The 16,315-nt window shown below is 72.8% G+C and carries 16 protein-coding genes; 5 read left to right on the top strand and 11 right to left on the bottom strand.

Annotated features, from left to right (window positions below):
• Window positions 1-96: 96 nt before the first annotated feature.
• The 6 genes from ACFC0G_RS27635 to ACFC0G_RS27660 all read right to left on the bottom strand — a co-directional run bounded on the left by ACFC0G_RS27635 (window position 97) and on the right by ACFC0G_RS27660 (window position 5,966).
• On the bottom strand, window positions 97-1,377 hold the full coding sequence (locus ACFC0G_RS27635; RefSeq protein WP_376407829.1) for an aspartate aminotransferase family protein: 1,281 nt from the start codon (window positions 1,375-1,377) through the stop codon (window positions 97-99).
• On the bottom strand, window positions 1,374-2,216 hold the full coding sequence (locus tag ACFC0G_RS27640; RefSeq protein WP_376407831.1) for a nitrilase-related carbon-nitrogen hydrolase: 843 nt from the start codon (window positions 2,214-2,216) through the stop codon (window positions 1,374-1,376). Before ACFC0G_RS27640 ends, ACFC0G_RS27635 begins: the two co-directional genes overlap by 4 nt.
• 217 nt (window positions 2,217-2,433) lie before the next feature.
• Window positions 2,434-3,774: a UL36 very large tegument protein gene (locus ACFC0G_RS27645; RefSeq protein ID WP_376407833.1), complete on the bottom strand. Its 1,341-nt coding sequence runs from the start codon at window positions 3,772-3,774 to the stop codon at window positions 2,434-2,436.
• Window positions 3,775-3,877: 103 nt separating this feature from the next.
• Window positions 3,878-4,273: a PPOX class F420-dependent oxidoreductase gene (locus tag ACFC0G_RS27650; RefSeq protein WP_376407835.1), complete on the bottom strand. Its 396-nt coding sequence runs from the start codon at window positions 4,271-4,273 to the stop codon at window positions 3,878-3,880.
• 29 nt (window positions 4,274-4,302) lie between these two features.
• A complete protein-coding gene (locus tag ACFC0G_RS27655; RefSeq protein WP_376407837.1) occupies window positions 4,303-5,523 on the bottom strand; it encodes an alginate lyase family protein in 1,221 nt (406 codons plus the stop codon).
• A 41-nt stretch (window positions 5,524-5,564) separates the two neighbouring features.
• Window positions 5,565-5,966, bottom strand: a complete 402-nt coding sequence (locus ACFC0G_RS27660) for a winged helix-turn-helix transcriptional regulator (protein WP_376407839.1) — start codon at window positions 5,964-5,966, stop codon at window positions 5,565-5,567.
• 61 nt (window positions 5,967-6,027) lie between these two features.
• Here ACFC0G_RS27660 and ACFC0G_RS27665 point away from each other — a divergent pair, with 61 nt between their 5' ends.
• Window positions 6,028-6,708, top strand: coding sequence for an NAD(P)-dependent oxidoreductase (locus ACFC0G_RS27665; protein ID WP_376407841.1), 681 nt, complete (start codon window positions 6,028-6,030; stop codon window positions 6,706-6,708).
• Between the two features lie 26 nt (window positions 6,709-6,734).
• Here ACFC0G_RS27665 and ACFC0G_RS27670 read toward each other — a convergent pair whose 3' ends face one another.
• Entirely contained in the window at window positions 6,735-6,986 is a 252-nt protein-coding gene (locus ACFC0G_RS27670; RefSeq protein ID WP_267046677.1) for a helix-turn-helix domain-containing protein, read from the bottom strand.
• A 32-nt stretch (window positions 6,987-7,018) separates the two neighbouring features.
• Between ACFC0G_RS27670 and map the strand changes: the two genes are divergently transcribed.
• A complete protein-coding gene (gene map, locus ACFC0G_RS27675) occupies window positions 7,019-7,786 on the top strand; it encodes a type I methionyl aminopeptidase (RefSeq protein ID WP_376407843.1) in 768 nt (255 codons plus the stop codon).
• A 94-nt stretch (window positions 7,787-7,880) separates the two neighbouring features.
• Here the strand turns inward: map and ggt are convergent, their stop codons facing one another.
• Window positions 7,881-9,692, bottom strand: coding sequence for a gamma-glutamyltransferase (gene ggt / locus ACFC0G_RS27680; protein WP_376407845.1), 1,812 nt, complete (start codon window positions 9,690-9,692; stop codon window positions 7,881-7,883).
• A 104-nt stretch (window positions 9,693-9,796) separates the two neighbouring features.
• On the opposite strand from ggt, the gene ACFC0G_RS27685 reads away from it, so the two are divergent.
• Window positions 9,797-10,528 carry a hypothetical protein gene (locus ACFC0G_RS27685; RefSeq protein ID WP_376407847.1) on the top strand — a complete coding sequence of 244 codons (732 nt, stop codon included), beginning with the start codon at window positions 9,797-9,799 and terminating at the stop codon, window positions 10,526-10,528.
• Here ACFC0G_RS27685 and ACFC0G_RS27690 read toward each other — a convergent pair.
• Complete coding sequence (locus ACFC0G_RS27690; protein WP_376407849.1) at window positions 10,479-11,741, bottom strand: cytochrome P450; 1,263 nt, start codon at window positions 11,739-11,741, stop codon at window positions 10,479-10,481. The genes ACFC0G_RS27685 and ACFC0G_RS27690 overlap by 50 nt on opposite strands.
• A 150-nt stretch (window positions 11,742-11,891) precedes the next feature.
• Here ACFC0G_RS27690 and ACFC0G_RS27695 point away from each other — a divergent pair, with 150 nt between their 5' ends.
• Window positions 11,892-13,106 (top strand): hypothetical protein, encoded by a 1,215-nt coding sequence (locus tag ACFC0G_RS27695; protein ID WP_376407851.1) that lies wholly within the window; start codon window positions 11,892-11,894, stop codon window positions 13,104-13,106.
• A 112-nt stretch (window positions 13,107-13,218) separates the two neighbouring features.
• The gene (locus tag ACFC0G_RS27700) at window positions 13,219-14,775 is read left to right on the top strand and encodes a CocE/NonD family hydrolase (protein ID WP_376407853.1); all 1,557 of its coding nucleotides are present in this window, start codon (window positions 13,219-13,221) and stop codon (window positions 14,773-14,775) included.
• A gap of 38 nt (window positions 14,776-14,813) precedes the next feature.
• Here ACFC0G_RS27700 and ACFC0G_RS27705 read toward each other — a convergent pair whose 3' ends face one another.
• Both ACFC0G_RS27705 and ACFC0G_RS27710 read right to left on the bottom strand, forming a co-directional pair.
• Window positions 14,814-15,671 carry an amino acid ABC transporter permease gene (locus ACFC0G_RS27705; protein ID WP_376407855.1) on the bottom strand — a complete coding sequence of 286 codons (858 nt, stop codon included), beginning with the start codon at window positions 15,669-15,671 and terminating at the stop codon, window positions 14,814-14,816.
• On the bottom strand, window positions 15,668-16,312 hold the full coding sequence (locus ACFC0G_RS27710; RefSeq protein ID WP_376407856.1) for an amino acid ABC transporter permease: 645 nt from the start codon (window positions 16,310-16,312) through the stop codon (window positions 15,668-15,670). The genes ACFC0G_RS27705 and ACFC0G_RS27710 overlap by 4 nt, the downstream gene beginning before the upstream one ends.
• Between the last annotated feature and the right edge of the window lie 3 nt (window positions 16,313-16,315).

Raw genomic sequence — 16,315 nt, forward strand, 5'->3', positions numbered from 1 at the left:
CTCCTGCGTGAGTGAGGGTGAGGTACGGGGCGCGCACGACGGAACGCGGGGCGCGGTGCGCGGGTACGGGTACGGGGATCGGAGGCGGGGCGCGAACTACAGGGATCTGAGCGCCTCTTCGAGGATCGCGGCGCCTTCCTCGGCCTCGGCGACGGTGAGGGAGAGCGGCGGGGCGACCCGCAGGGCGCTGGTGTCGTGTCCGCCGCCCTTGCCGATGAGCAGGCCGTTCTCCCGGGCCGCCTCCAGGACGGCGGCGGCCGCGGCCGGGTCGGCGCGGTCGGTGCCCGGCTCGGTGAGTTCGATGCCGATCATCAGACCGCGGCCGCGCACCTCCCGTACGGCGTCGACCCCGGCGGCGGCGGCCCGTACGCGTTCGATGAGGAGGCCGCCGACGCGGCGGGCGTTGCCCTGGAGGTCGTGTTCCAGGAGGTAGGAGAGGTTGGCGAGGCCCGCGGCCATGGTGATCGGCGAACCGCCGAAGGTGGAGATGGAGTTGGCGTCGAGGCAGTTCATGATCTCGGCGCGGGCGACGACCCCGCCGACGGACATGCCGTTCCCGATGCCCTTGGCGAAGGTGAGGATGTCGGGCGGTCCGGCCTGGCCGTGGGCCTGCCAGCCCCAGAAGTGGTCGCCGGTGCGGCCCCAGCCGGTCTGCACCTCGTCGGCGATCCAGAGGATGCCGTGCCGGTCGAGGACGCGCCGGAAGGCGGCGTACAGGCCGTCCGGCGGGGAGGTGAAGCCGCCGACGCCCTGGACGGGCTCGGCGATGAGGGCGGCGACGTCCCGGGTGTGGCCGAGGAGGTCTTCGAGGTCGGCGACGCAGGCCTCGATGAACCGATCGTCGGTGTACTGGGCGTAGGGGCCGCGGTTGCGGACGCCGCCGTGCACGTACAGGGTCTGGAGCGGGGAGAGGCCGGTGGGCGACCAGGAGCGGTTGCCGGTGATGCCGACGGTGGTGAAGGAGCGGCCGTGGTAGCTGTTGCGCATCGCCAGGATCTGGTTCGAGCGGCGGTACGCGGTGGCCAGGAGCAGGGCCGTGTCGTTGGCCTCGGTGCCGGAGGTGGTGAAGAAGACGCGGGCGTCGGGGATGCCGGAGAGACCGGCGATCCGCTCGGCGAGTTCCACCATGGGCCGGTTGAGGTAGAGCGTCGAGGAGTGGACGATCCGCCCGGCCTGCTCGGCGACGGCCTTGGTGACCTCGGGCAGGGCGTGGGCGGTCATGGTGGTGAGGATGCCGCCGAAGAAGTCGAGGTACTTGCGTCCGTCGGCGTCCCAGACGTGGCGGCCCTCGCCGTGGGTGATCTCGATGGGGTCGCGGTAGTAGAGGGCGACCCAGTCGGGGATGACGGCCTTGTGCCGGTCGTACAGACTGCTCACGGCTGCACCAGCCCGTCGTAGGCGTCGGGGCGGCGGTCGCGGTAGAAGGCCCACTGCTGCCGCACCTGTTCGATGAGGCCGAAGTCGAGGTCGCGGACGAGGAGTTCCTCGCTCTTGTCGGAGGCGACCTCGCCGACGAACTGGCCGCGCGGGTCGACGAAGTAGCTGGTGCCGTAGAAGTCGTTGTCGCCGTACTCCTCCTGGCCGACGCGGTTGATCGCGGCGACGAAGTACTCGTTGGCGACGGCGGCCGCGGGCTGCTCCAGCTGCCAGAGGTAGGACGAGAGGCCGCGCGAGGTGGCCGAGGGGTTGTAGACCAACTGTGCGCCGTTGAGGCCCAGTTGACGCCAGCCCTCGGGGAAGTGGCGGTCGTAGCAGATGTAGACGCCGACCCGGCCGACGGCGGTGTCGAAGACCGGCCAGCCGGCGTTGCCCGGGCGGAAGTAGTACTTCTCCCAGAAGCCCTTGACCTGCGGGATGTGGTGCTTGCGGTACTTGCCGAGGTAGGTGCCGTCGGCGTCGATGACGGCCGCGGTGTTGTAGTAGAAGCCCTCGGCCTCGACCTCGAAGACGGGGACGACGATCACCATCCCGGTCTCCCGGGCGAGCTCCCGCATCCGCGTGACGGTGGGGCCGTCGGGGACGGGCTCGGCCCAGCGGTAGTGCTCGGGCTCCTGGACCTGGCAGAAGTAGGGGGCGTTGAACACCTCCTGGAACCCGATCACCTTGGCGCCCTGCCGGGCGGCCTCCCGGGCGTGCTCCTCGTGTTTGGCGATCATGGATTCGGTGTCGCCGGTCCAGGTCGCCTGGACGAGCGCGGCGCGTACGACGTCGGTCATGAGCTGCTCCTTCGGCACGGCGTCAGAGAGCCTCTACGCCCGTAGACGCGGGGCGTAGGAGGAGAACGTAAGCCCCGTCACACCCCGGAGCAAGACCACCGCCGTGAAGCGGCGGCGTCGATCATGTTTCATACCCGAGTGGTCCACGTCGGACACGTACCGACACGTACCCGCAAGTAATGACTCGTGCCCGCGGAGGGGGTGCCGGCGCCCCGGATCAGGCTCCCGCGAGGCCCGCCACGCGCAGGGCGTGGAGCAGGTCGCGCTCGCGGGCGACGGAGACCGCGCGGGCCGCGTCGAGGAGCTGGGGGACGAGTCCGCGCGGGTCCGCGCCCGCGAGACGGGCGGCGTCCTCGGGGGGCCTGACCCGGACGAAGGCGGTGAGCAGGGCGTGCGCCTCGCGGTGGTGGTCCTCGGCATGGAGGGCGGCGCAGGCGCCGGCGAGCTCCTCCACGGGGCGGGCCACGCCCTGGCGGAGGAGCCGGTCGCAGTCGGCGGCCCGGCCCGCGTCGGCGAGGACCCCGGCGACGGCGGCGAGCCGGCCGGGCGGCAGCGAGGCCGCCTCCCAGAGCAGGGTGGACCAGTCGGCGCCGAGGCCGGCGCGGTGCAGCTCGGCGGCGAGGGCGGGCAGCCGGTCCGGCGGGCCGCTGAGCGCCTCGCAGAGCAGGACGTGCGCCTCGCCGCTGCGGCCCTGGGCGCGCAGCCGCTGGAGGGCGTAGACCGCGTTGGCCGCGGCGCGGGCGGCCTCCGCGGGATCCCGCGCTTCGGCGGCCCGGGCCCGGTCGCTCGTCGCGGCACTCTCGCCGCCGCCGCCGAACCTGGCGCCCCGGGGCGCCGCTCCCCCGGTCGGCAGCACGGGTACGGCCACGGCCTCGCGCTCCTCGGCGCTCTCCTCCAGCCAGGCGTACCGGGCGCCACGGGGGCGGGACTTCGCGGGGGTCCGGGCCCGCGCCGGGGCCGGGGCCGAAGGCTGAGCCGCGACCGGGGCCGGCGCTGGGGCCGGGGCCGGGGCTGGAGCCGGGGCGGGCGCTGCGACCGGGGCCCGGGCCGGGGCCGCATGCCCGGCCTCTCCGAGGCGGGCCAGGCGTGTGGTCAGTTCGGTGACGCGGGCGACGGCCCGGGCGCGGTCGTCCCGGATCCAGGCGAGGTCGCTCTCCAGGCCTGCCGCCTCCGCCGCCCCCGTGGCGGCGCGGAGCTGTTCCCCCAGTTCGCGGGCGCGGGACTCGGCGTACCGGCGTTCGCGGTCCATCAGGTCCCGGCGTTCGGCGAGCGCGGCGGCCCCTCCGGGGCGGCGGTCGTGGGCGGTGGCCGCCGCCGCGTACAGCGCCCCGGCCCGGGCGGCGAGCGGTCCGTCGGCGGGCTCCCCCGCGTCCTGGAGCAGCGACTCGACGACGTCCCAGGGCAGGATCTCCGCACCGTCGAAGCAGGCGCGCAGCCCCTCCGGGTCGCGGGCGGCGAAGACCCCGTACCAGCCGGTGTCCGGCCGGATGCGGGCCGCGAGCTCCGTCAGCCAGCGCGTGAACGTGGCGACTTCCACCGGGAGTTGATACACCGTCATGCGATCCGCACCTGCCCCGCCGTCGACTGGGACCTTTCGGTCCGCGGGTATTGGACCGCAGTCGTGTTACGGGACGACTACGGTCCGTTTTCGGGTGGGTGCCTCACCCGGCGGATTCACCGATGCGGACGACGATTCCGGTGTGGGGGCGCTTGCCGAGCCGGACGATCATGGCCGGTACGTCGGTGAGCCAGTACTGCCAGGTGTACTTGCGCGAGAGCAGGCCCCGGATCCGGCGCAGCTCCTCCCCCTCGACCAGCCGGCCCTCGCCGGGGAAGCGCGTGGCGCCCTCGGCGACGTTGCCGCGCACGTCGCAGACGGCGACCTCGACGCGCGGGTCGTTCCGCAGCCGCTTGACCTTCCAGGAGTCGCTGCGGGTCCAGGCGTACAGCTCGTCGCCCTCCACCGCGTACCAGACGGGCGTGGCGACCCCTGTGCCGTTCTTGCGGAAGGTGGTCAGGCTGACGTAGCGGCCGCGCCGCAGTTCCTCGGGAATCATGCTCCGGAGCCTAGAGGGTGTCCTGTCGATCAGGCCGGGGTCGGGTTGGCGGCGTGGGTGAGGGTCTCCCAGGCGACGAAGAGGTCGTCGGTGCCGCCCGGCCGCTGGCTCCGGGCGAGCTTCTCGGTCTGCGGGAGCTTCATGCCCATCCGGCCTTCGAGGTGGTTGAGGGCGACCTCGACGTCCGGGCCCATGGTCCGCTCGACCTTCCCGCCGCAGAGCCACTTCGGCGGGGTCTCGCCGAGCTGGTAGCGGGCATGGAACTCCAGCGCGGCGCCCAGCCGTTCGGCCTCCTCGCCGTACAGGTCGAGGCCCTGGTGCCAGGCGGTCTCGGCGATGTGGGCGGTGGCGGCGAGCGAGTACCCGATGTGCATGAAGTTGCGGCAGGTCTCCTGGCCGAGCCCGTCGGCATAGGTGCGCTGCCCGAACCAGTACGTGGCGAGCTCGTCGGCGGTGTCGATGGTGCCGCCGGGCGGGGCCTTGGGCAGGGCGCCGTCGGAGGAGAGGTAGAAGTAGGCGGGGACCCGGGCCCGGTAACGCCGTACCGCCTCCTCGAAGACCGTCCGGTCCTCCAGGAAGACCGCCATGCCGATGGCGGCGTCGGTCATCGACAGCTCCCAATTGCCGTTGTAGTCGGGCACCTTGGAGGTAACGGCGGGAAGGTACGCCTTGCGCAGCATCCACTTGAACCGCTGCACGGCGGGCGCCCGCCACGCCGGATATCCGGCGTGCACGATCTCGGCGGCGCGCGCCCAGGACGAGCCGGACCAGGCGGTCTGGAGGTCGGCGTCGTCGCGGGTGTGCTCCTTCACCGTCTCCGACCAGGCGTCCATGATCTCGACGGCCTTCTCGGCGTGCGCGGCCTTGCCGGACACCGACCACATGAGGGCGTGGGTGTAGGCGGCGATGGCGTCCTCGCGCTCGGCGACGCAGGCGTCCGTCCCGGCGTTGGACGCGCAGGCGACGGTCCTCGCGGGATGGGGGGTGTAGTCGAGGGCCGCGTACGCGCTCTCGCCCATCGCCTCGTACGCGGAGGCCCAGGGCTCCTCCCCCGCGGCGACCCGGCTGCGCACCGCCGCCAGCTGGGCGCCGCCGACGAGGACCCCGGGGTGCCGGAACTTCTCCGGTGCGACGGACCGGGGCGGGTCGACGGCCCCGGTGACCGCGTCGTCGGTGCCGCAGGCCGCCGCGCCGAGGAGCAGCACCGGGCCCAGGAGGGCGGCGAGGAAGCGCTTCTGACGAGAGTGCACGGGTCCACGGTCGCCCAGGCCGTCCGGACCCGCATCCGGTACTACGCCACGGGGCCGGCCTGCTCGTACGAGGCGCGGGCCTCGGTGATGGCGGGAGCGTGGGCGCGGGCCCAGTCGCAGGCCGTGTCGAGCGGCTCGATGAGGGAGCGGCCGAGGGCGGTGAGGGCGTACTCGACGCGGGGCGGGTTCTCGTCGTGGACGGTGCGGGTGAGGAAGCCGTCGCGCTCCATGGCGCGGAGGGTCTCGGTGAGGACCTTGGGGGTGATCCAGTGCAGGGGGACGCGCAGTTCGGTGAAGCGCCGGGGCGTCCCGTCCTCCAGGCAACGCAGCACCATCGCCGTCCACTTGCCGCCGACGCGAATGGGCTGGGCGGGACCTCCGCCGCAGCCGGGGTCATGGAAGAACGTCGGGCCGAGCGGCTGCGGGGACGGCGGTTCGATCATGCCGCCGACGCTAGCCCAGTACCGTTGAAGTAACCAGGGACCCCCGTCCTACGGTCCGGTCATGGACATCGACACGGGCAACAGCAACAGCAACAGCGCCGAACTGCGGATCGTGGTCTTCGGCGCCGGTGGGCGGGTCGGCCGGGCGGCCGTGGCGGAGGCGGTGGCCCGGGGCCACCGGGTGACGGCCGTGGTCCGCGATCCGGCCGCGTACCGCGACCTGGAGGGCGCGGGAGTCACGCTCGTACGGGGAGACGCGACGGACGCGGCCTCCGTGGCGGCGGTGGCGGCCGGCCACGACGCCGCGGTGAACGCGGCGGTCCGCCTGGACCTGCCCTCGGAGGAGTACTTCACGGCGGCGGCGAAGGCGCTGGTCGCAGGCCTCACGGAGGCGGGGGTGCGGCGGCTGCTCACTCTCGGGATCGCCACGACGCTGGAGACCGCGCCCGGGGTGCGGATCATGGACGCGCCCGAGTTCCCGGCGGCCTGGCGCGCCTTCGCCCAGGGCCACGTGGCCGAGTTCGCCCTGCTCACGGCCGAGGCGGGGCCGCTCGACTGGCTGATGGTCGTCCCGCCGCTGGACCTGAACGCGGAGGCGGAGCGGACCGGCGCGTACCGGACGGCCGTGGGCACCGTGATCGAGGGACCCGGCCGCATCGGGCACGCCGATCTGGCGCTCGCGCTCCTCGACGAGATCGAGCGCCCGCGCCACCGCCGGGTGCAGCTGGCCGTGTCGCTGTGAGCGACGGCCCCGTCAGACCGGGGCCGTCAGACCGGGGCCGGTGCGCAGAGCACCACGAGTTGGTCCATGGAGAGGTCGAGGACGCCGGCGAGGGCCGCGACGGTGAAGAAGGCGGGCGTCGGGGCCCGTCCCGTCTCGATCTTGCGGAGGGTCTCGGCGGACAGGCCGGCCGCGGCCGCGATCTCGACCATGGACCGCTCGCCGCGCGCCGAGCGCAGGAGGAGGCCCAGGCGCTCGCCGCGCTCGCGCTCTTCGGGGGTCAGGGGTGTGCGTACCATGCCGCCATTCTAATACCGGTATAGTAATTGGCATGGTGGAGATCAAGACGAACGAATCCCTGGCGGCGATGCGCGAGGCGGGACGGGTGGTGGCCCGCGCCCTCGCGGCGGCGCGGGAGACCGCCGCGCCGGGTGTCGCGCTGACCGAGCTGGACCGGGCCGCCCGCGAGGTCCTGGCGGAGGCGGGCGCCGGTTCGCCCTTCCTCGGCTACCGCCCGGAGTGGGCGCCGGTGCCGTTCCCGGCGGTCGTGTGCCTCTCCGTGAACGACGCGATCGTGCACGGCATCCCGGACGGGACCCGGCTGGCCGACGGCGACCTGGTCTCCGTCGACTGCGGGGCGCTCCTGGACGGCTGGGCGGGCGACGCGGCCGTCAGCTTCACGGTCGGCCGGGCCCGGCCGGAGGACACCCGGCTGATCGCCGCGGCGGAGGAGGCCCTGGAGGCGGGCATCGCGGCGGCCGTCGTCGGCAACCGCATCGGCGACATCGCGCACGCGATCGGCCGGGTCTGCCGCGCCGCGGGCTACGGCATCCCGGACGGCTTCGGCGGCCACGGCATCGGCCGCACCATGCACGAGGACCCGGGCGTCCCCAACGAGGGACGCCCGGGCCGGGGCATGAAGCTGCGGCACGGGATGGTGCTCGCGATCGAGCCGATGCTGATCGGCGGCGGGACGGACGACCACTACACGGCGCGGGACGGCTGGACCATCCGTACGCTCGACGGCTCGCGCGCGTCCCACGCCGAGCACACGGTCGCGATCACGGACGACGGCCCGCGGGTGCTCACGGCCCTGTAGGGCTCCTGGGCCCTGCCGGGCTCCAGAACCCCAGAACTCCAGGGCTCCGGGGCCCTTGCAAAGCTCCAGGGCTCCAGAAGCCCCGGGGCGCCCGCTACCGGCCCGTCGGCCGGACGACCATCGCCGAGCCGCCGCCCCGGCGGACCGTCTCCGCTGCGGCCACCCAGCGGCCGTCCGGCAGCCGCTGCACACCCGTGGCCGCGCCGATCTCCGGGTTCTGCCGGAAGCCGTGCCCGATGCCCTCCAGCTCCGCCCTCAGCGGGCTGTTCCACAGGCCCGGTTCGAGTTCGGTGGTGGCCTGGTTCCGCTGGCTGGCGCGCGGTGCGGCGATCGCGTCGACGAGCGGCAGGCCCCGGTCGACGACCCCGGTGAGGGTCTGGAGGACCGTCGTGATGATGGTCGCGCCGCCCGGCGAGCCGAGGGCGAGGACGGGCCGGTCGTGCCGGTCGAGGACGATCGTCGGGGAGATCGAGGAGCGCGGGCGCTTGCCGGGGCCGGGCAGGTTCGGGTCGTGCACGGCCGGGTTCGCGGGGGCGAAGGAGAAGTCGGTCAGCTCGTTGTTGAGCAGGAAGCCCCGGCCGGGCACGGTGATCCCGCTGCCGCCGGTGGACTCGATGGTCAGGGTGTAGGCGACGACGTTGCCCCACTTGTCGGCGGCCGTGAGGTGGGTGGTGTTCTCGCCCTCGTACGTGGTCGGGGCCGCGGTCCCGCCGCTCGCGCAGGGCGCCGGGTCGTTCGGGTCGCCGGGCGCGAGCGGGCTGGTCAGGACGGCGTCGTCGCGGATCAGGCAGGCGCGGGAGTCGGCGTACCGCTGGGAGAGCAGTCCCCGGGTCGGCACGGACTCGAAGGCGGGGTCGCCGACCCAGCGGCCCCGGTCGGCGAACGCGATCCGGCTGGCCTCGATGTACCGGTGCAGATAGCCGGCCGGGGTGGCGGCGGCGAGGTCGGTGCCCTCCAGGATGTTGAGCGCCTCGCCGACGCTCGTGCCGCCGGAGGAGGACGGGGCCATGCCGTAGACGTCGAGCCCGCGGTACGCGACCTTCGTCGGCTTGCGGAACTCGGTGCGGTACGCGGCGAGGTCACGCTCCGTCAGGTCGCCGGCCCGGACGGTCCGGGTGGCGCCCTCGCGGACCGGGGGCGTGCGGACGGTGTCGACGATGTCCCGGGCGAGCGGCCCCCGGTAGAGGGCGCCGATGCCCTCGCGGCCGAGCGTCTCGTACGTACGGGCCAGGTCGGGGTTCTTGAAGACCGTGCCGACCACGGGCAGTTGCCCGCCCGGCAGGAAGAGCGCGGAGGTGTCGGGGAAGTCGCGGAACCGGGCCTCGTTGGCGGCGGTCTGCGCGCGGAAGGTGGGGTCGACGGCGAATCCGTCGCGGGCGAGCCGCTCCGCGGGTTCGAGGAGGGTCGAGAGGCGCTTGCTGCCCCAGGCGTCGAGGGCGGTCTTCCAGGTCGCCGGGGTGCCGGGGGTGCCGACGCCCAGGCCGCTGGTCATGCCCTCCTCGAAGGGGATCGGCTTGCCGTTCTCCACGAAGAGGTTCGCGTCGGCGGAGCGGGGTGCGGTCTCCCGCCCGTCGACGGTGTGGACCGTACGGCTCTTGGCGTCGTAGTACACGAAGTAGCCGCCGCCCCCGATCCCCGCGGAGTAGGGCTCGGTGACGCCGAGGGCCGCCGCGACGGCGACGGCGGCGTCCACGGCGTTGCCGCCCTTGCGGAGCACCTCGATGCCGGCGGCCGAGGCGTCGGCGTCGACGCTGGCGACCGCTCCGCCGTAACCGACGGCGACGGGCTCCTTGACCGGCCCCGGCGGGGCGCCGGGCGGGGCCGCGGGTGGCGCTGCCGCGCCCACCGAGAGGACCGTCACCGCGACAGCGAGGGCGGAGACCTTCCGAGCGGCGGATCGACGCATGCGCAACCTCCAGTCAACAACCGTCCGCGCAGCGTAACTTCCGCGCGCGCCTCCCGTCAGGACCGCCTCGAACGAAGTCCGGATCGCCGCTACCATGCGCGCCCATGGACGAAGACGTGCGCAACATCGTGCTCGGGGTGCTGGCCACCGGGGTCAGCGCCTCCCTCGGGTGGCTGGGCCGCACGTACCTGTGGCGGCGCAGGCTCAGGCGCAAGCAGGCGTTCTTCGGGCTGCCGGGGAACGCGGAGTGCCTGCTGGTGGTGAACAGGGAGTCGGGCGGCGAGCGATCGGTGCACCGGTTCGACGTGTTCGCGCTCCTCGAACTCTCCGCGCTCATCAAGGACTGTGGGGCACAGGCCCGCATCCTCACCCACGACCAGGCGCACCAGGGCTTCGGGGACCGGACCGAGTTCTGTGTCGGCGGCCCCTATTCGAACCGGCGGATGGACGCCCATCTGGCCACTCTCCTGCCGGGCGTCGAGGTGAACGTCGAGGTGGAACCGAGCCCGGTCCGGGGCATGTTCCGGATCGGCTCGGAGCGCTACCTCTCGGAGGTGGGCGTGTCCGAGTACGTGATCCTGGCCCGGCTCACGGCCGGCGAGGGCGGCCGGCCCGTGTTCCTCTTCTGCGGCCAGCGGGCCATCACCAACCAGGCGGCGACCCGCTATCTGGCGCGCCACCACGAGTCACTGGCGCGCACCCACCGCTCGGGATCCTTCGTCCTGCTCCTCAAGGTGGTCAACTCGCAGGCGTACGGCCCCGATGTGGTGGAGCTGGTGGCCGACGTCACGCGGGAGGCGCGGACGGCTCCCGCAGCCGCACCGGCAGCGACTTGACGCCGTTGATGAAGTTGGAGACGAGGCGGCGGGGCGGGGCGGCGGGCGTGAGACCGCCGCAGGCCGCGCGCACCTCCTCGTACAGCACGCGGAGCTGAAGCCGGGCGAAGTGGGCGCCGAGGCAGACGTGCGGGCCGTCGCCGAAGGACACGTGCGGGTTCGGGGTGCGGCCGAGGTCGAGGCGGTGCGGGTCGGGGAAGACCCGCTCGTCGTGGTTGGCGGAGGCGTGGAAGACCACGACCTTGTCGCCCGCCCGGATCGCCTGTCCGGCCAGCTCGGTGTCGTGGGCGGCCGTGCGCCGGAAGGACAGCACGGACGGGTGCACGCGCAGGAGTTCGTCGACGGCCGTGTCGGTCGACACGCTCCCGTTCCACAGCCTCCGTTGCTCGTCCGGGTGTTCGGCGAGGGCGAGGAGTCCGCCGGGGGCGGCGCTGCGCACGGTGTCGTTCCCGGCGACGGTGAGCAGGAAGAAGAACATCTCCAGCTCGGCGTCGGCGAGTTCGGAGGTGGCCAGCGAGGTCATCACGTCGTCTGCGGGGTGCGCGCGCTTGTACGCGGCGAGCTCCTGCGCGTAGCCGAACATCTCGGCGAGCATCGCGGGTGACCGGGGGTTGACCGGCCGCCCCTCGCCGTCGAGGACGGGTGGCTCGTCGGGGTCCTGGTAGGCGATGACCCGTTCGGTCCAGGCGTGGAGCAGCCCCCGGTCGCTCGCGGGTACGCCGAGCAGGTCGGTGAGGTTGAGCAGGGCGTAGTCGTCGGTGACGGCCCGGACGAGGTCCACCTCGCCGCCGTCCGCGGCGGCCACCGCGTCCGCGAGGAGGCCGCGGGCCCGCTCCCGTGCGGTGACGGCGAACCGCTCGATCCGCCCGGGGGTGAAGGCCCGGCTGACGAGCCGCCTGAGCCCGCCGTGGTCGGGTGGGTCCTGGTTGAGCATCATGCGCCGGATGAAGGGCAGGTCGGCGGGGTCGGGGTCGCGGATCTGCGTGGCGCCGAGGGCCGAGGAGTACGTGGCGGAGTCCTTGAGGACCCGGACGACGTCGGCGTGCCGCGTGACGGCCCAGAAACCGGGCCCGGCGGGCCATCCGAGGATCTCCGGCTCCGCCTGCCGGGCGACGGGCGCGCGGTCGCGCAGCGCGCGGAAGCGGTCGTGCGGGATCCCGGCGGCGTAGATCCGCGGGTCGAAGACGTCCGGCACGCCGCTCGACTCCTGCACCGCGCCTCCCAGTCAGGGGTGAAGACGTTTCCATCATGACAGGTCAGAGGCGGTTTTCGTAGGACGGAACGCACAGTTCGTGAGCCTTGTCCGACCGGTCCCCCGACTCCCAGAATCTCCGTCGTGCATCACACGGAGAACAGGGGGCACATGGGGAACACGCGGAAGTTCGATGAGGACGCGGTGCTGCGGGCGCGGGTCGCGCTGCTGGGGTCCGGGCGGCTGACGCCCCGGGAAGAAGTGGAGGCGTACCGCGTACTCGCGGAGGTGAGTCCGCGGACCTATCTGCCGAAGCTGGTACAGGTCCTCGTCAACCACGGCTACAGCCTCGGGAATCCGGAGCTTCGGCCGGCTCTCTACGCGGAAGCGGTGGCAGCGGCACGGCGGTTCGACGCGGAGGTGCCGGACCGGGACGAGTGGCTGCGCCGCGCCTTGGAGAGCCACGAGCGCGCGCTGTTCGCGGTCGGCCGGCGGGCCGAGGGGCGCGCGGTGTGCGAGGAACTCGCACGGACCGCGCCGTACGGTCGCCTCACGCTGGTCCTGGCAGAGGAAGGGCGCCACGCGGAGGCGGCCGAGCTGTACAGCCGCCACGTCACGCCCGGGGACGCGGACGTGTCCGACTGGACGCTGATCGAGTGGGCGGCCGAACTCGACGCGGCCGGACGGCGCGAGGAGGCTCTGGGGGTCTTCGGACGCCTCGTGGACGACACGCGTCACAGAGTGGCCGAGGACCGTACGCCACTGGCCTCCTCGGTGTGGAAACTGAACCACTACGCCGGGATGCTCCGGGACGCCGGACACCGGCGCGAGGAAGCCGCCGCACGCCGCGAGGCACTCGCCCTGCTCGCCCGTCTCGCCCAGGGCGGTGAGCCGGCGAGCTGGGGCAACATCCGGGCCACGTGGGTCACTCTCCTCGTCCTCTCGGGCCGCCCGGCCGAACCGGTCGCCACCCCCGAAGGCCCGCTGCCCCCGTTCGGGGCCTACCCCTTCCACGGCTGGTCGCCCGATACGCGGGAGGCCTACTTCGACTCCGTCCCCGCACTCGAACGGGAGGCCGTCGCCCTGCGCGAGTCCGGCGATCTCCCGGGACTCGTCACCGCCCACCGCCGGCTGACCCTCCGCCGGGCGCTCCACCGGGAGACCCGCGGCTTCCGGGACGAGGAGGCGCTGCGTCCCGTCTTCGACGAAGGCGTCGCGCTCGCCCGGCGCCTTCCGGCCTCGCCGGGGACGCTCGTCCGAGCCCTGACCGACCGGTCCATGTTCCTCGCCGCCGTCGAACGGTACGCGGAGGCGCACGCCGACTTCGCGGAGGCCGACGCGCTCCTCGACGGCGGCACCCCGCCCCCAATCGTTACCCGCACGTAACTTACCGACCGGTTACCCCGGGTACGCGCCCCCGGTTACCGTCGGGTCACTTTCACTGCCCCCCCCCAGCCCGTACTGCCGTCCCCAGCAGTACCCCAGTGAGGAGTGACCCGTGCGCACATCCCTGGCGCTCGCCGTCTCGGCCGCTCTCGCGGCCGGGACGGCCCTCGGCCTGGCTCCTGCCGCCCAGGCCGTCGAGTCCGGCCGGACCGGCATCCGCTTCGTCGACATCGCCGGGGAGGGCGGCACCGTCCTCAAGGCGAACGTCGTCACCCCGGAAGGCGCCGGCGCCTCGGCCCGCCTCCCCCTGATCGTGCTGCCCACGAGCTGGGCCATGCCCCAGATCGAGTACCTCGCCCAGGCGCAGAAGCTCGCCGACTCCGGTTACATCGTGGTGAGTTACAACTCGCGCGGCTTCTGGCAGTCCGGCGGCGAGATCGAGACCGCGGGCCCGAAGGACGTCGCCGACGCCTCGAAGGTCATCGACTGGGCCCTCGCGAACACCCCGGCCGACGCCGACCACGTGGGCATGGCCGGCGTCTCCTACGGCGCGGGGATCAGCCTGCTCGCCGCCGCGCACGACCCCCGAGTCAAGGCCGTCGCCGCGCTCAGCGGCTGGGCCGACCTCATCGACTCCATCTACAGCGGCCGCACCCAGCACCTCCAGGCCGCCGCCCTGCTCGGCGGAGCCGGCTACCTCACCGGGCGTCCCGGTCCCGAACTCCAGGAGATCCTGGGCGACTTCCTCTCGTCGAACCTCGACAAGGAGGACGAGATGATCGCCTGGGGCCGCGAGCGGTCCCCGGTCACCTACCTGGACCGGATCAACACCAACGGCGCCGCGATCATGATGGGCAACGCCTGGGGCGACACGATCTTCCCGCCCAACCAGTACGCGAGCTTCTACGAGAAGCTCACCGGCCCCAAGCGGCTGGAGTTCCGCCCCGGCGACCACGCCACCGCCGAGGCCACCGGCATCCTCGGACTCCCCAACGACACCTGGACCAACGCCCACCGCTGGTTCGACCACCACCTCAAGGGCGTCGACAACGGCATCGACCGTGAGCAGCCGGTCCAGCTCAAGTCCCGTTCCACCGACGGCTACGAGGGCTACGCCGACTGGAAGTCGGTCAACGCCGACCAGCGGAAGTTCGGCCTCGACGGTACGCAGCGGGTCTGGGCGAACGTCGACTCCGGCGCCAACGGCGGCATCACCCTGCTGACCAACCTCCTGGACCAGTTCCTCCGCACCCCGCCCACCGTCTCCGTCCCCCTGCTCCCCCGCGCCTTCGCCGGCGTCTGGCAGTCCGAGCGGTACGACACGCCGCAGCGGGTGCGCGGCACGGCCAAAGTGCACACCACGGTCACGTCGACGAAGGAGAGCGGCACCCTCGTCGCGTACCTCTACGACGTGGGCCCGCTCGGGGTGGGCAAGCTGGTCAGCAACGCCCCGTACACCTTCCACGGCAGGACGCCGGGGCAGCCGTTCGCCGTCGATCTGGAGCTGTTCTCCACGGCGTACGACGTACCCGCCGGACACCGGCTCGCCCTGGTCGTCGACACCGTCGACCCGCTCTACATCGAGCACAACCCGACCGGCGCGCAGCTGACCTTCTCCTCCCCCTCGGCCGACCCGTCGTACGTGTCGGTACCGCTGCGGAAGAAGTGATCACCGGCTGCTGCCGGGCGGGCAGGGCTTCACAGCAGCTACTGCGCTCCCGGCAGCAGCGTTCCGGGTTCGGCCGGTGGGACGTCCACGGCCTTCGTCTTCGGGCTGCGGCGCTCTCGGCGGGCCACCCAGGTGGCGAACCAGGAAAGCAGCATGCACATCCCGATGTAGATCGGTGAGATGACCAGCACGACGGGGATGAACGGCAGGTCGTAGTCGAGGTTCGACGCGATCAGCTTGCCCGCGTGGAGGAACTCCTCGTAGGTGATGAGGAAGCCGAGCGAGGTGTCCTTGAGGGCCACCACGAGCTGGCTGATGATGGCCGGCAGCATCGCCCGGACGGCCTGCGGCGCGAGGACGTACGTCATGACCTGCGTCTTGCGCATGCCGAGCGCGTACGCGGCCTCGCCCTGGCCGCGCGCGACCGCGTGGATGCCGGTGCGGAAGACCTCGGCGAGCACCGAGCCGTTGTAGAGGGTCAGTCCCGCGACGAGCGCGGGCAGCGGCTGCACCTTCAGCGCCACGAAGATGAAGAAGATCATCACGAGGACGGGCATCGCGCGGAAGAACTCGACGAGCAGCGTCGAGGTCCAGCGCAGCACGCGGTGCTCGGAGAGCCGCCCGGCGGCGAGGACCCCGCCGAACGCGAGCGAGAGCACCGAGGCGTACGCGAAGGCCTTGAGGGTGTTGCCGAGGCCTTCGAGCAGCAGCCTCTGGATGCCCTCGTAGAGGAAGGGCGACCACTTGGTGGAGGTGAACTGCTCGGTGTCGAAGAGGAGATGGAGGAACCAGCCGGCCAGCGCGAGGATCACGACGGTGGACGCGATGCCGTAGAGGAGATGGCGCCGCCGGGCGTGCGGCCCAGGGACGTCGTAGAGGGCGGTGGACTCGGTCATCGGGCGACTCCCCAGCGCTTCTCCAGGACGTGGAAGAGGGCGCTGATGGTGAGGGTGATGATCAGGTATCCGACGGCGATCCAGACGAAGGTCCAGACGATGTTGTAGCCGAGCTCGCTCAACGTCTTGTAGGTGCCGAGGAGTTCGGTGACGCTGAAGGCCCCCGCGATCGCCGAGTTCTTGGCGAGGGCGATCAGGGTGGAGCCGATGGGCGGGATGACCGTGCGGAAGGCCTGCGGCAGGACCACCGTGCCGAGGGTCTGGGAGAAGGTCATGCCCAGACTGCGGGCCGCCTCTCCCTGGCCGCGCGGCACGGTGTTGATGCCGGAGCGCAGCACCTCGCAGATGAAGGCCGAGGTGTAGCAGCCGAGCGCGAGGACGGCGAACACCTCGAAGGGCAGGACGATTCCGAAGCGGGGCAGGCCCAGCATGACCGCGAAGAAGAGCAGGGTCAGCGGGGTGTTGCGCAGGACGGTGACCCAGACCGTGCCGAAGACCCGGAAGGAGCCCACGGGCGCGACCCGGAAGGCGGCCATGACGAAGCCCAGGACGAGGGCCAACGCCGACGCGTAGACGGTCAGTTCGACGGTGCCGAGGAAGCCGTCGACGTAGAGGGAGAAGTTGTCGGTCAGGACGTCCATGTC

It is taken from the genome of Streptomyces sp. NPDC056169 (assembly GCF_042268445.1).
Lineage (GTDB): Bacteria > Actinomycetota > Actinomycetes > Streptomycetales > Streptomycetaceae > Streptomyces.

Excerpts from the sequence above, each read along its gene's own strand:
- ACFC0G_RS27640 (WP_376407831.1), bottom strand. The coding sequence starts at position 2,216 with ATGACCGACGTCGTACGCGCCGCGCTCGTCCAGGCGACCTGGACCGGC.
- ACFC0G_RS27645 (WP_376407833.1), bottom strand. The coding sequence starts at position 3,774 with ATGACGGTGTATCAACTCCCGGTGGAAGTCGCCACGTTCACGCGCTGG.
- ACFC0G_RS27650 (WP_376407835.1), bottom strand. The coding sequence starts at position 4,273 with ATGATTCCCGAGGAACTGCGGCGCGGCCGCTACGTCAGCCTGACCACC.
- ACFC0G_RS27660 (WP_376407839.1), bottom strand. The coding sequence starts at position 5,966 with ATGATCGAACCGCCGTCCCCGCAGCCGCTCGGCCCGACGTTCTTCCAT.
- ACFC0G_RS27665 (WP_376407841.1), top strand. The coding sequence starts at position 6,028 with ATGGACATCGACACGGGCAACAGCAACAGCAACAGCGCCGAACTGCGG.
- ACFC0G_RS27670 (WP_267046677.1), bottom strand. The coding sequence starts at position 6,986 with ATGGTACGCACACCCCTGACCCCCGAAGAGCGCGAGCGCGGCGAGCGC.
- map (WP_376407843.1), top strand. The coding sequence starts at position 7,019 with ATGGTGGAGATCAAGACGAACGAATCCCTGGCGGCGATGCGCGAGGCG.
- ggt (WP_376407845.1), bottom strand. The coding sequence starts at position 9,692 with ATGCGTCGATCCGCCGCTCGGAAGGTCTCCGCCCTCGCTGTCGCGGTG.
- ACFC0G_RS27685 (WP_376407847.1), top strand. The coding sequence starts at position 9,797 with ATGGACGAAGACGTGCGCAACATCGTGCTCGGGGTGCTGGCCACCGGG.
- ACFC0G_RS27695 (WP_376407851.1), top strand. The coding sequence starts at position 11,892 with ATGGGGAACACGCGGAAGTTCGATGAGGACGCGGTGCTGCGGGCGCGG.
- ACFC0G_RS27705 (WP_376407855.1), bottom strand. The coding sequence starts at position 15,671 with ATGACCGAGTCCACCGCCCTCTACGACGTCCCTGGGCCGCACGCCCGG.
- ACFC0G_RS27710 (WP_376407856.1), bottom strand. The coding sequence starts at position 16,312 with ATGGACGTCCTGACCGACAACTTCTCCCTCTACGTCGACGGCTTCCTC.